The sequence below is a fragment of the Stenotrophomonas sp. Marseille-Q5258 genome, assembly GCF_946900935.1.
In the GTDB taxonomy this organism is placed as follows: domain Bacteria; phylum Pseudomonadota; class Gammaproteobacteria; order Xanthomonadales; family Xanthomonadaceae; genus Stenotrophomonas; species Stenotrophomonas nematodicola.
On record NZ_CAMPPN010000006.1, the window covers coordinates 11,902 to 25,813 of the forward strand.

Genomic DNA, 13,912 nt, shown 5'->3' on the forward strand with positions numbered 1-13,912 from the left:
GTCAGCCGCCCTACCCCGATAAATATCCCGAATCTCCAACCTTGAGAGTCTGTTCCCCTCCAGAAGTCGCCGCTCCCGTCGTAGCCGTACGGTAGTCATCCAATGGATCCTCATACTGGCGCTAGTTCAGATGTTCTATCCCTCGAATTGTGGCCTCAGGGAACAGATTCTGAGCAACGATCGCCTTGCGGGCCGCTGCGACTTCGGGCACAAAGACCACGACTGCTAGGTCCTTCATTGCTCGCGAGCAACACACATAGAAGAGGCGACGGGTTCGATCAAGTACGGACTCTTCACCTGCTGCCAGATTGGCTTCGTCCTTGTCCGAGAGGGGGACGTACCCGAGATACTTGCCGTAAGAATACTGCCGGAAGCCCGCTTCCTCATCGTCGATTACGACCAATACGCGCTCAAATTGGGCACCCTTCACCCCATGATGCGTAGCGAACGGTGACTCCTCTGTAAAGTAGCGCCGGTAGGCCCATAGTTCGTCGACACCGCATGCCAGATAGGCTTGAACGTTCTCGAAACCGCTGCTGCCGTCATCCACAGGCTCTGCAACCAGATGTATGGCGAAGCGATCATCAAGGCGCAGCAACTCGTGATCTCGCACATGCGTCAAGACATCCCGGATAGTCGCTTGCGATCCTGCTGCCAACAAACCGAAAAGCTCGTCGAGCGCTTGCTGTAGCGCTGTAAGAACGGAAGCCATCTCTTGTTCTCGAAGCCGCGCTGGTTCAAGCCTCGGGCATTCGCTGCGCAAGGTCGATATCACTGTGAACCGATCACCCGCTTGCGCCGCGACAACTAGCGGAATTATGTGCTGTACAAGTGGACGGAGCGGCCAGGCTGTGCCATCGCTCAGCCCTTCACTCAGACTCATTGGAGCTCGGTCATTGAGCGCAGCATACAGATTAGGGAACCCGAGCCGGTTGGCCGCTATGCGGTGCACCAGTACAAGCAGGCGGACATCGCCTTCCCGCACGTCGCTTAGCCACAGACCGTCGCCGGTTTCGGTGGCCAGCCACTGCCTAACGGCCGCGAGGCGCGCACTGCGCTCCGTGTCCGCCGGCAGGATGAACAGATTGGAGGTGCCGGCAAGCGGGTGCTCGATGCCATCAACGGTTATCGTCCGACCACGCACCTGCTCAAGACCGTCGCCAGGGGCGCGGACTGCATTGATGACCCCAAGCACCGATGTCGGGCATCGGAAGTTTTCGGGCTTTGTGATCTCCGCCCAGCCGTCGTTCAGCGGGACAGCGCCAGCTCCGCTCATATAGATCTTCTGCATCGGATCTCCGAAGAACCCAACACACAAGCCAGGATGTTCGCTCGCAATGTGCCGTAACGCCTCGACGACCTCCGGATTGGTGTCTTGGCTCTCATCGACGAAGATATAGGGAAAGCGCTTAGCAACGAGTTGCCTCAGCAGCGGATGCGCTGCGACGCAGGCTGGGGTGAGTTTGAGGATATCGTCATGGCCAAGAATGCCCTCAGCATAGCTGCTGCCGGTGCCGTAGACGAACTTCTCTACTTCACTGATCACAGTTAGCTCGGCTTCTAGATCTGCGATCTCCTGTTCGAGGCGGGCCTTCGTTTTCGCCTGAGTCCGAGACTTGTCGTAGTGCGCGCGTCGCTCCGCGATCTTATCGTCGATGCGAGTGGCTACCCAAGTCGCGATATCCGAATGGAACGGCCGGATGACTGACCACAGGAAACTGTGGATAGTCGAGATGTGGAATAGCGGCGAGGCCCCTACATCGGTCGAAATCTCACCGACGGCGACTTCGGTATATGTAATGCAGGCGATTTGCTGCCCGGCGCGGCGCAGGGCAGGACCGCGGGTTTCGGCTAGGTGCGCGATAGCCTTGATCAGCGAGGTCGTCTTCCCCGACCCCGCACCGGCGACCATGACAAACGAGCGTGGCGGCGTCAGATCGAGACAAGCTCGAACATCTAGATCGGCTTGTGTGTCAGGACTGCCGACCCGGCTTGTCATGCTGCTACCTCGTTGGTGGCGGCCGGTGCATCTTGGCGCGCGTCTCCATGCGGCTGGTCCTCATGCGGCAGATCCTCGTCCGGTTCCGGCGGCGCAATCTCGGTCTCAAGCCAGCTCAGGCCCTCGGCAATATAGGTTGGGACCGACCAACTGCTTGGATCTTCGGCTAACAAGGCTAGCGCGAAGTCCGTCTTGCTGAAGCTCTTAGCCTGTACGCGTTTGTGGATGCGTTCCGCAAGCGTGGTCAGGTTCTTCTCGTCGGACTTGGCGATGCGGAGCTGAAGCGGCTTACGGTTCTTGTCTTGGCACCAGCCGAGATTTTCGAGTGCGAATGCTTCCTCCAGCGTGCGCCCGGCCAGCGCCAGAGTTTCTCCGCCCCAAGTGACATCGGTTCGGCACTGGTAGGCAACGCGTACCAAAGCGTCTTTGTCGTCCGTCCTCGCCTGGATCTTCTGCTCAGCCGTCGCCTCCCACAGGGCGGCGACCGCGTCGCATTTCGGTAGCCATTGAAGCAAAGTCTGATTGGACGTCGCCGCGCCCGGATGACCGGCTATGCACGCCTTCCCGGGCTTCTCCGCAGCCGCAGGCAAATCCTCCTCGTCATCGTCAATATCCTCAGCGGCAGCGTCGGCAGCCTGCGCGTTCTCGGCGACTGGTTCCGCGACCTCCGGTTGACCAGCGGGTGCCGCGCCCTCGCCATCCTGTCTCAGTGGACCGAACACGCTGTCGAGATCGGTGATGATGAGCGTTGTCAGTCCGAGAAACTCGATCAGCGTTTTGAAACGGTAACCGAACGCTCCGCCGATCTCTAGGACGGTGAGATAGGTCGATTGCAGCCGCGGCGCGGCATTGGCAATCATCTGTGGCAATAGCAACCGTTCGACATTGCCTTCGACTAGCACGGTTCCATCGGCGAAGAATAGATCGCAGTGCGCGAGTTTCAAATAGCGCTCGAGGAAGCTTCGGATGTCCGGATCGGTGCTGTCGTAGAAATCCGAGAGGTTGAGCACATCGGAGGTCGACACATTCTGTGCACGGCTTCGACGAAAATAGCGGATCGGCCGGAAGCCTCGTTCGTAAAGGATATGAGTCGAATGGGTCGTGACGACGACCTGGCTCGTATAGTGTGTGCGGTCCTCGCCCTTGAGCGCTAGGATGTCCATCACCTTGCGGATGAAGGCCTGTTGAAGCTGGGCATGGAGGTGCGCTTCGGGCTCCTCGATGAAGATCAGGTGGACCGGCGGACGGTTTTCCTCGATCGCCAGCCATTGAGCGTGGAGGTCGAGTAGCTCGACGACCATGAAGATGAGGTTTTTGAAGCCAAGACCGTTATACCGATCGGGCAAGGTAGGCGGATCGGGCTTCCCGTCATCGGCTCCCAACGCATAGTGAACGATCGCGCCATCTCGACCGCTCATGATCTGGGCAGGGTCGAGGGCCGAGCGGATCATCATGCGCGGGTTTGAGAGGCCCGGATAGCCGAGCTTCGACAAGCTCTTGAGCGTCGGTTCGAACACTCGTTCGAGATGCTCATTAAGCGAGACTTCGGACGCTGCGAGGGCGCGCAACGCTTCGATATCTTCGCCCTTCTTTTCGAGGTTGCGCCCGTAGAAGCGACTGAGTACACGGGAGAGATCCTCGGCGCGAGAGCCACCTGGGCCGTCCGAGAGATGGCGTTGTGCGTTCAAGAAGTCAATGTGGAGAAGGCCCTTTAAGATCTCACGGCCGCTCCGGTCGCGTCCGGTGAGCGTGGCCGGGTCATAGCCAGCCTCTGCCACCATCTTCGCATCGAACCGCGCGGGATCTAGTACGAAATAGCGCAGCTCATATTCGTCATGTAGCCTGTCGCGAAGGAACTCCCGCAGGTTACGTGGCGAGGGATCGAAGGCGGGCGCTCCGTCTTCACCCTTAGCGACCGCATCGAGCACGCGCCGGCGCACTTCGATATAGCGTGCATGCGTCGCCGCGGGATTGGTGGGCGCGTAGGCAATACGCATCCCAACCAGCTTGCCTTCCCAAGCAAGGCTGGGAAGAAGATCGATGACGCGGTGAACATCGTCCGGACCGATTTCGAACCAAACGTCGACTTCCATCGTGGGAAGGCTCGCCTCGCCATCGCCCTCACCAAACGCGACGATGTCGGCCCAAAGGTCTGCACTAAAGTCGTGAATGTTGAAGCGGCCACCGCCAGTGAACAACTGGAGTGCGTGCCCGAGTGATGTCTTGCCGCTGTTGTTGGCACCGACAAAAATAGAAATGTCGGAAGCAAGGTCAACTACAACATTCTTAAGCCGCCTGAAATTGCGGACAGCCAACACCTTCAAGTGCATCTGGCACCCCTACTCAGTTTGATTTTGTCCGAAGCTTCAGCGCCTATCCCAAAAGGCTTGCTCTCTTAGTGGATTCTAAACCCATCTCAAAGGATCGCCGGATTGGTCCGTAAAGGTAGATCTGCTGGGATAGGCAGGATGTCCAGAGAACCCGGGGCGATTCAGTGCAGTGCGCTAACGTAAATTGCCACCTTGAAACGCAACACTGCTGGGCCACAGGGCTTTTGGGATCGGCGTTACCTGTTGCGGCGATCGCAGTCTTAGCTCGCAACGATCCCGGTCCGGTTTGCTATGCAACGATGGATACAGCGGATTTTGCAGAAGATGTAGTAATCACGCGCCTTATGCCCACGCAACACTATAGATATATACCAAGATTGCGAAATGCCCTAATAGCCGGCTGGCCCGGTTCGTTGGGTCCGGCTGGCGCTGGCTCAAGCTCTGGATCGGCTCTTGCTTCCTCTCTCGTTCTCCAAACAAGGACGAGATTGCAGCATGACTGAGATAGACCCGCACGAGCGTATCGACCTGGCCGGCGCATGGGACGGTTTCGGCTTTCAGGGAAACCACATGTTCACCCCAGAGGGCCACCACCTCGACGTCTGATTGCCACGACGTGATGCCCGGTGTCGACCAGGCGCCGGCGCAGCGCCTTCTCAGAGGCTTCCATCCTGGTGACGCCAGTGGTGCGTAGCTCCGCCCCCCCCGTCCTTCACAGCTTCATAGTCAGCCCGATATACACCTGCCGACCAGCCGAAGGCGAGAACATGGGTTGTGTCTGGCTCTGGAAGAAGCTGTCATACCATACGTAGGCGTACTCACGGCCGGTGGCATTCTTCACCTGCAGATCGACGCTCCAGGTTGGATTGATCTGATAACCGGCACTGAGATCCAGCACGGCGAAGTTTCCGTACTTGCCGGCCACATTACGCTCTTCCAGGTAGTAGTCACCCTGCGCGCGGCCCTGCAGCCCGAACTTCAGGGCGTCGGTGGCACGGAAATCAACACCCACGTTGCTGATGTGGCGCGGCACGGCAGCCACTTCATTGCCCTCCAGCGATTCCACGCCTGCCCGGCCGTCGCGTTCGATCCTGGCCTCCTGGTACGCATGGGACGCCCACACGGTCCAGCGCTCCCCCAGCGGTGCGGAAATCTGCGCATCCACGCCACGCCGGCGGGTCTTGCCCAGCTGCACGGTGGTCCCGGTGGCCGGCATGTTGGAGATTTCGTTTTCCGCATCCTGCTGCCAGACCGCCACGCGTGCCTGCGCACCGCGGAACGGGCTGAACTTCATTCCCAGTTCCATGCCGGTGTTGGTGGAAGGGCTCATCGCCGCCTGGCCCGGGGTCAGGTAAGCCGGGGCCGTGCCGCCGGTCAGCACCTGCGCTGTGCGCCCCCAGTTGGCGTAGATATTGGCGCTGGGGGTCAGCGCATAGACCACGCTCAACTTGGGCTGGTTGATGTTGCCGTAGCGCTGCAGCCTGCCGGTCGTGCCATCCACCAGGCGCGTGCGGCCGCTGTAGCGGTCAACACGGTACGCGGGAACGATCTTCAACGCCTCGATCGGTTGGTAAATGGCTTGCACGTATGCGCCCCAGTTGTCGAAGCTGTGTCGTTCGTCATTCTGGATGCGTGCCGGCGTGGCCCAGAAGTCGGTCGGCTCGGCGTAGCTGAATCGCATGCGCTGGTAACGGTTGTCCTGCTGCTCGTAGTTGAACCCACCTTCCAGGGTCAGCACGCTGCTCGCATTCCAGGTCAGGGTGTTGAGCATGCCGAACTGGCTTTCATCCCAGATGCGGCGCTGGCGCGGCGTATTGCCGGTGGGCAGGTCACTGAAGGTGATGCGGCGATCGTCTTCGTAGCTGTTGTAGTAGAGCTTGGTGCCGAAGTACAGAGCATCGGCCAGCTTCAGGTCGACATGGGCGGCGACCTGGCGCATGTCACGGTCGTCGCCATCGTTGCGGTTTCGCAGGTCCGATCCGCGGCGGTGGGTGCGCAGTTCCTCTGCCGTCATGAAGCCCGGCTCGTCGGCTTCGTTGTGATACGCGCGGGCGGTCAGGCCTGCACGCAGTCCATCGTCTTCCAGGTTGCCGTAGAACCACTTGCCGCCGATGCTGTACTTCTTCGATGCATCATTGTCGCGGTAGCCGTCGGCGTCCTGGTAGCCCAGGAAATAGTTCCGGGCGACTCCATCGCTTTCGCGACCGACCGCCAGCTGGGCACTGCGCGTGTTGTAGCTGCCGTAGCCCAGGCGCACGTCGGTGTAGGTGCGGCCCTGACGGGTGCCGAAGTTCACATTGCCACCGATGTTGTGCAGGCCGTAGCGCGGATCGTTGGTGCCGCGCACGACTTCGATGTAGCTGATTTCCAGTGGGAACAGCATGTCGATGAAACGCTGGTTGCCGCTGTTGACGTTGCTGGGCACGCCGTCGATCAACGTCTTAATCGCATTGAGGTAGCCCTCGCCGTTGAAGGCACGGAAGCTGACCTTGCCGGACTCGGCGCCCTGGCGGGTTTCGGTGAGCTGGATGCCGGGCATCTGACCGAGCAGTTCCCAGCTCTGCGACACGTTCTTGTCTTCAATCTGGTCGGCACCCAGTACATCGACCGAGGTCAGGACCTGGTGCGCCGTGAGCTGGCCTTCGGAATGCGAGTGGACATCGACCTTGCCCAAGGTCAGGGCGGAGTCGACCGATTGGGCGTTGGCCTGCATGGACAGGCAGGCGGCGGCAACGGCGACCACCAGGATATGGATTTTCATGGGTATTCGATGAGGAGATTGAACGGGGCCTACCGCCGCCTGTTGGCTGACGACGCAAATGTGATGATATAACATTTGCGTCAAGGCCGGTTGCCGACCAGACGCCGTTCGGGCACGCCTGCCTTCCGCCCGTTCGACGGCGGACCGTCGCCCTCCCCCGCTGTGCTTCCTGAAGCGGTGCGCTGGAACGCGCCAGGACGACCGCAACGGGTTCTACCTGTCCCCGCTGCATGCACTCCATCGCCTACCGCATCAGCGTACTGCGCGTGCGCTTACCACGCTTGATGCAGGTGCTCCCGACAACGAAAGCATTCCAGAATGCTAATGGCTGCTTAACTACGCCCTAATTCAGCCTTAATCCGGGCCGGCCAGCATGCTCGCCATGTCCTGGATCCCCACTTCCCTCGCTGTCACGTTCCCATCGATTCTGCCGCAGTCGCAGGTGGTGGGCCCGCAGGACCCGCGCCGCCACGAGGTGGAGCAGTTCATCGCCGATGTGTACCGCAAACGCTACGGTGCCTCGCTGCACGCGTTCCTGCCCCATCTGCTTGCGTTCCGGGATGGACAGGGGCAGCTGGTGGCAGCCGTCGGCATGCGTGTTGGCAGCGAGGGTCCCTTGTTCGTCGAGCAGTATCTCGATGAGCCGGCACAGGCACTGCTGTCCCACCGGGAAATCGCCTGCGTGGGTCGCGACCGCATCGCCGAGATCGGCAACTTTGCCGCCACCACCCCCGGCGTAGCGCGTGAGCTGATTGTCCGTTTGACCGACATGCTGCATGCCGCACGCGTGCGCTGGGTGCTGTTCGCGGCCACCCAACAGCTGCGGAACACCCTCGACCGGCTGCATCTGGTCACGGTGGACCTTGGCGAAGCAAGCCCGGGGCGACTCACCGGCGATGCATCCCAGTGGGGCAGCTACTACCATGCCCGGCCGAAGGTGGTCTGCGGGAATGTCGCTGCCGGACGCGCGTTCCTGCATCAAGCACTGAAACAGGATGCACGCCCCAGGACGGATTCGGATCCGTCTCTGCAGGTCATGGTGGGTGCGCAATGACCGCGTCGACCTCTCCCCTGATCGCCGGTCTCGGCGGACGCAAGGCGCGCGTGCTCATCTCCGGTGCGGAGGTTGGAGATGAGCAGATCCGGCAGCGCGCAGTGCGATTGGCTGATCGACTGGACCTGCAGGGCATCGACCGCGTCGCAAGCCGGCTGGACAACGGCATTCACTGGCTGGTTCTGGATCTTGCCGTGCGCGAGCTCGGCGGCGTGCATGTGCCGTTGCCTACGTTTTTCTCTCCTGAGCAGATTGCCCATGCGCTGGCGTCCAGCGGTGCCCACTGTGTTGTCACCGTCGGCGGTGCGCCAGCCCCACCCGGCAGCATGGGCGCACTGGGGACCTTGGATGGCGGGATGCTCGCCCAGTGGCGGACTGAAGCGGCGGCTCCGGTCGGCCTTCCCGCCGGCACGGCATGCGTGACCTACACCTCCGGCACGACCGGCCGCCCCAAGGGCGTGTGCCTGTCAGGCGACACGCTGCTTACAGTCGCCAGTTCACTGGTGCAGGCCTCCTCGTCGATTGCACCGCGCCGCCACCTCTGCCTGATGCCGCTCTCCACGCTGCTGGAGAACGTTGCCGGGCTGTATGCAACGCTGCTGTCGGACGCGCAGATCGCGCTCCCGTCGCTGGCGGAGATCGGCTACACCGGCGCCTCGGGCCTGGATGTACCGACGCTGCTGCGGTGTCTGCACCGCTACCAGCCGGAGAGCGTCATCCTGGTGCCCCAGCTGTTGCTTGCGGTGGTGATGGCCGCCGAAAGTGGTGCTCCCCTGCCCGCCTCGCTGCGCTATATCGCCGTCGGAGGTGGGCGCGTGGGGCCGGGACTGCTGGCACGCGCACGGGCGCTCGGTCTGCCGGTGTTTGAAGGCTACGGGCTGACCGAGTGTGCCTCGGTGGTCTGCCTCAACCGACCCGACGCCAGCCGGGACGGCAGTGTCGGCAAAGCGCTGCCACACGCCCGCGTCGCCGTTGTCGACGGTGAACTCCAGGTCGAGGGGGCACGTGCGCTGGGCTACCTGGGGTCGGAACCGCTCCCGGACGGGCCGATCCGTACAGGTGATCTTGGCCACGTGGACGCTGACGGATTCGTCCACGTCACGGGCCGCCGCAAGAATGTCTTCATTACCGCGTTTGGCCGCAATGTCTCACCCGAATGGGTGGAGAGCGAGCTGCTCTCCCATCCGGACCTGGCCCAGGCGGTGGTATGGGGCGAAGCACAGGCCGACAACGTCGCCGTGCTGGTGCCGCGTCGTGCCGACCTTGACGATGCCGCCCTCGCCCGCGCCGTGGCCCAGGTCAACGCAGGTCTGCCCGACTACGCGCGCGTCTCGCGCATCGTGCGGGCACCGGCGCCGTTCTCTGCCAGCGCCGGGCTGCTTACCCCCAACGGACGCCCACGCCGCGACGCCATCCTGTCCCATTTCCAGGCCGAGGTCGATGCGAGCTATCGCCGTCCCGCCGCCGTTCCTTCCACGGGAGTATCCGCATGAGTTTCCATTCCGAACTGCTCGCCCAGACCCAGGAGGAACGGGCCACCCTGATCTCCGTGCCTATCATCCAGTCCGCGCTGGGGGGGCAGATCGCCCGCGAAGATTACGTCGCTTTTCTCGGACAGGCTTACCACCACGTGCGGCACACCGTCCCGTTGCTGATGGCCTGCGGGGCGCGCCTGCCGGGCCGGCTGGAATGGCTGCGCACGGCCATTGGTGAGTACATCGAAGAAGAGATGGGCCACCAGGAGTGGGTGCTGGACGACCTGGCGGCCTGCGGTGCCGACCGCGCCGAAGCCGCCGCCAGCCGTCCCTCACTGGCGACCGAGCTGATGGTCAGCTATGCGTACGACACCATCCACCGCGGCAACCCGGTCGGCTTCTTCGGCATGGTCCTGGTGCTGGAGGGAACCAGTGTGGCGCTGGCAACCCGCGCAGCCAACACGATCCAGTCCTCGCTCGACCTGCCGCGCAACGCCTTCAGCTACCTGCTGTCCCACGGCGATCTGGACATCGAGCATGTCGGTTTCTTCGAAGGGCTGATGGACCGCCTGGACGATCCGTCTGATCAACAGGCCGTCATCCACGCCGCCCGGCGCTTCTACGTGCTGTACGGGGACATCTTCCGCACGCTTCGCCCGAACGGCGTGCGCTGGGCGGAGGCCGCGTGATGAACCTTGCCGGCAGGACCGTCATCGTCACCGGTGCCAGCGGCGGCATCGGCGTGGCGCTGTGTCAGGCGCTGGTCCACGCGGGCGCCTCGATCCTGGCCGTCGGGCGCAGCCGCAGTCGCCTCACCGCCCTTGCCGCAGGGCTGCCGATGGGGCGCGTGCACACCGTGGTCGCCGACCTGTCCACGTCACTGGGCCGTTCGCACCTGCTTGCTGCGATCCGACAGGCCGATGCGTCCCCGTCCGTCCTGGTGCTCGGCCACGCCCAGAGCGCGTTCGGGCTGTTCGAAGACCAGCATCCCGATGCGCTGGAACATCTGTTGCAGACCAACCTGGTCGGCTCCGCCCTGCTGATCCACGCCCTTCTTCCCGTACTGCGCCGCCACGAGCAGGCCAGCGTCGTGGCCATCGGCTCCACCTTCGGCAGCATCGGCTTCGCCGGATTTGCCACCTACAGCGCCAGCAAATTCGGCCTTCGCGGCCTCATGGAGGCGCTTGCCCGTGAACACGACGGCACCGGCCTGAGCTTCCAGTATCTCTCTCCGCGCGCCACGCGCACCGCCTTCAATACGCCTGCCGTCGATGCCCTCAACGCAGAGCTCAAGGTGGGCAGCGATGCTCCGGAGGCGGTGGCCCGTGCGCTTGTCCACGCCATCGGCCAAGGCGATCGGCGCCGCCAGCTCGGATGGCCGGAAAAGCTCTTCGCCCGCATCAACGGCATGTTCCCCGCGCTGGTCGACCGCAGCCTGCGCGCCCAGCTTCCCATCATCAGGCGCCACGCCTCGCAGGCGCAGCCCATCCACGAGGACTCCTCCCATGAAGCAACGTCACGGTAAAGCCATGTTCATCCTGCTCATCAGCGCGTTGGTCATGTTGGTCGGCATTGCCTGTGCCGCCGAGCAAGGAACGCCCATGACGGTTGCCCAGTTGCGGGACCGCTGGGCCCAGATCAACTACCAGACCAGCAAGCCGCAACGACAGGCCGCGTTCGAGGCGCTGGCCAGTCAGGCGGCGAAGACCCGGCAGACCGAGCCACGGAATGCCAGCGCACTGATCTGGGAAGGTATCGTCCTTTCCAGTCTCGCCGGCGAGAAGGGGGGCATGGGGGCGCTCAGTCTGGTCAAGCAGGCACGCGCGGACTTCGAGGCTGCCCTGAAGATGGACCCCAACGCACTGCAGGGGGCGGCCTATACCAGCCTGGGCGCCCTCTACTACCAGGTTCCCGGGTGGCCACTGGGGTTCGGCAATGACGAAACCGCGGCGGCCATGCTGAAGAAGGGGTTGGTCGTCGACCCGACCGGCATCGATGCCAACTACTTCTACGGCGACTTCCTGCGCGACCAGAAGGACTGGCACGGCGCCCAGGCAGCCTTCGAGAAGGCGCTTGCGGCACCTGCCCGCCCCGGCCGTGACATCGCCGATGCCGGACGACGGGCCGAAGCGTCCGCCAAACTCAAGGAGGTCCGGGCCCACCTTGCCAAGTGAATCCGGGACGACGAGACTGCCTGCATGCGCATTCTGCTCGCCGAAGACGACGCATCACTGGGTGAAGGCATCCGCACTGCTCTGCGCCGCGCTGCCTATGCCGTGGACTGGGTGCAGGATGGTGCCGCCGCGCTGACCGCCATCGGCGACGGCGACATCGACCTGGTCATCCTCGACCTGGGCTTGCCACGGCTGGACGGGATCGAGGTCATCCGGAAGGTGCGCGCAGCGGGCGGCAACGTCCCCATCCTGGTCCTCAGCGCCCGCGAGCGGGCGGCTGACCGCACCCTGGGGCTGGACGTGGGTGCGGACGACTATCTGGGCAAGCCGTTTGACACCCCCGAACTGCTTGCCCGCGTCCGCGCCCTGCTCCGCCGCAGCGTGGGGCGTGCAGCACCGACTCTGGAGGCCGGCGCGCTGTGCCTGGACCCGGCCCGCCTGACCGCTGTCTGGAAGGGGCACGCGCTGGACCTGACCCGCAGGGAGTTCGCTCTGTTGAGACTGCTCATGGAACAACACGGCAGGCCGCTTGGGCGCGAGACCATCCAGCAGCACCTGTATGGCTGGGATGAGGACGTGGCGAGCAATGCCGTCGATGTGCATGTCCACCAACTGCGCAGGAAACTGGATCCCGGCATCATCCGCACCGTGCGGGGAATCGGCTACGCCTTGGGTGACCCCTCGGATGCGGCTGCATGACGTCCATCCGTCGCCGCCTGCTGGTCGTGTTGCTGGGCGTGCTCTCCCTGCTCATGCTGCTGGCGGCCGGCCTGAGCTACCGGGCCGGGTTGCAGGAGGCCGGGGAGATGTTCGACGCCCGGCTGGTGCAGTCCTCGCGGGTGCTGTTGAGCCTGGTGGACGAGCCGCTCAGCGATCTGAGCGCGTTCCCTGGCGACCCCATCGTCCTGCGCGGTTGGCACGGGCGCGCCGAGGGCGTGGGCGAGGCACTGGCCTTCAAAGACGGGCATGCCTACGAGAACAAGCTGGCTTTTCAGATATGGACGCCGGAGGGTCGCCTGCTCCTTCGATCGGACAGTGCGCCCACTGCCCCAATGGCGAGCCTGTCGCCGGGCTACGCGGATGTCGATATTGACGGGGCGCAGTGGCGCACGTTCACGCTGCGCTCGCCACAGGGTCGATGGTTTCAGTCCGCCGAGCGTTCGGACATCCGCCAGGAACTGGCCGAGGACATTGCCATCGGCACGCTGCTGCCGCTGTTGTTTGCGCTTCCGGTGATGGCCGTGGTGATCTGGCTGACGGTCGCCTGGGCGACGCGCTCGTTGCGGAAAGTCTCCACGGACATCGGTGAGCGCGATCCCGACCGCATGACGCCCTTGGATGACACCCAGCTCCCGGAGGAGGTCCACGGCCTGGTTCGCGCGGTCAACGAGCTGCTGCAGCGACTCGATCTCGCGTTGGCGCGCGAGCGCCGCTTCATCGCAGACGCTGCGCATGAGCTGCGCACGCCCATCAGTGCGGTCAAGGTTCACGCAGACAATGCACGCCTCGCTACGCTGGATGAAGAGCGCCAGGAGTCACAGCGGTTGCTTGCGCGAGGAGTAGAGCGTGTCGAACGACTGGTATCGCAACTGCTGTCGCTGAGCCGGACCGAGCGCGGTATCGGCAAGGACGCGTTTCGCAAGCTGAGTCTGGACGCCCTGGTGAGCAGCGAGGTTGAAGAGCTCCGGGGCTTGGCCGCGTCCAAGCGTCAGGTCATGAATCTCGTTCTCGACAACGCCAACGTCTTCGGTGACGAGTTCTCGCTGGGCTTGCTGGTTCGCAACCTCGTGGAGAACGCCATCCGCTACACACCCGAGCATGGCGTCGTGGTGGTGTCTACCGAACAGACGGGGGAACACTGCGTACTCACGGTGGAAGACTCTGGACCTGGCATTCCCAACGATCTGCAGGACCGCGTCTTCGACCGCTTCTACCGGGTGATCGGAAGTGGCGCGGAGGGCAGCGGATTGGGCCTGTCCATCGTCCAGGAGACATTGGACGCGCATGGCGGGGAGATCAGCCTTGGCACGTCGCAATGCCTCAACGGGTTGAAGGTGACTGTGAGACTGCATGCCAGCGCCTCGCCACACGCCCGGGACACGTCATGAGGGGTGTTTCA

The 13,912-nt window shown here is 63.3% G+C and carries 11 protein-coding genes; 8 read left to right on the forward strand and 3 right to left on the reverse strand.

Annotated elements, in window-relative coordinates:
* Nucleotides 1–121: 121 nt before the first annotated feature.
* Together OC534_RS04240 and OC534_RS04245 are read right to left on the reverse strand one after the other, a co-directional pair.
* A complete protein-coding gene (locus tag OC534_RS04240) occupies nt 122–1,999 on the reverse strand; it encodes an ATP-dependent helicase (protein WP_262071433.1) in 1,878 nt (625 codons plus the stop codon).
* Complete coding sequence (locus OC534_RS04245) at nt 1,996–4,329, reverse strand: ATP-dependent endonuclease (protein ID WP_262071434.1); 2,334 nt, start codon at nt 4,327–4,329, stop codon at nt 1,996–1,998. Before OC534_RS04245 ends, OC534_RS04240 begins: the two co-directional genes overlap by 4 nt.
* A gap of 495 nt (nt 4,330–4,824) precedes the next feature.
* Between OC534_RS04245 and OC534_RS04250 the strand changes: the two genes are divergently transcribed.
* Nucleotides 4,825–4,935, forward strand: a complete 111-nt coding sequence (locus OC534_RS04250; protein WP_262071435.1) for a phage protein — start codon at nt 4,825–4,827, stop codon at nt 4,933–4,935.
* A gap of 106 nt (nt 4,936–5,041) precedes the next feature.
* On the opposite strand, the gene OC534_RS04255 is transcribed toward OC534_RS04250, so the two are convergent.
* Complete coding sequence (locus tag OC534_RS04255) at nt 5,042–7,090, reverse strand: TonB-dependent receptor (protein ID WP_262071436.1); 2,049 nt, start codon at nt 7,088–7,090, stop codon at nt 5,042–5,044.
* A 373-nt stretch (nt 7,091–7,463) separates the two neighbouring features.
* On the opposite strand from OC534_RS04255, the gene OC534_RS04260 reads away from it, so the two are divergent.
* From OC534_RS04260 to OC534_RS04290, 7 genes are read left to right on the forward strand one after another with little or no spacing between them, the layout of a single operon-like run.
* Nucleotides 7,464–8,144 (forward strand): thermostable hemolysin, encoded by a 681-nt coding sequence (locus OC534_RS04260; RefSeq protein WP_316044050.1) that lies wholly within the window; start codon nt 7,464–7,466, stop codon nt 8,142–8,144.
* Nucleotides 8,141–9,637, forward strand: a complete 1,497-nt coding sequence (locus OC534_RS04265; RefSeq protein WP_262071439.1) for an AMP-binding protein — start codon at nt 8,141–8,143, stop codon at nt 9,635–9,637. Before OC534_RS04260 ends, OC534_RS04265 begins: the two co-directional genes overlap by 4 nt.
* Nucleotides 9,634–10,308, forward strand: a complete 675-nt coding sequence (locus OC534_RS04270) for an iron-containing redox enzyme family protein (RefSeq protein WP_262071440.1) — start codon at nt 9,634–9,636, stop codon at nt 10,306–10,308. Before OC534_RS04265 ends, OC534_RS04270 begins: the two co-directional genes overlap by 4 nt.
* The gene (locus OC534_RS04275; RefSeq protein ID WP_262071500.1) at nt 10,308–11,144 is read left to right on the forward strand and encodes an SDR family oxidoreductase; all 837 of its coding nucleotides are present in this window, start codon (nt 10,308–10,310) and stop codon (nt 11,142–11,144) included. Before OC534_RS04270 ends, OC534_RS04275 begins: the two co-directional genes overlap by 1 nt.
* Before the next feature lie 34 nt (nt 11,145–11,178).
* Nucleotides 11,179–11,793 carry a hypothetical protein gene (locus OC534_RS04280; RefSeq protein ID WP_229296461.1) on the forward strand — a complete coding sequence of 205 codons (615 nt, stop codon included), beginning with the start codon at nt 11,179–11,181 and terminating at the stop codon, nt 11,791–11,793.
* A gap of 24 nt (nt 11,794–11,817) precedes the next feature.
* Nucleotides 11,818–12,492 carry a response regulator transcription factor gene (locus tag OC534_RS04285; protein ID WP_017354345.1) on the forward strand — a complete coding sequence of 225 codons (675 nt, stop codon included), beginning with the start codon at nt 11,818–11,820 and terminating at the stop codon, nt 12,490–12,492.
* A gap of 17 nt (nt 12,493–12,509) precedes the next feature.
* On the forward strand, nt 12,510–13,901 hold the full coding sequence (locus tag OC534_RS04290; RefSeq protein ID WP_051008546.1) for an ATP-binding protein: 1,392 nt from the start codon (nt 12,510–12,512) through the stop codon (nt 13,899–13,901).
* Nucleotides 13,902–13,912: the final 11 nt, after the last annotated feature.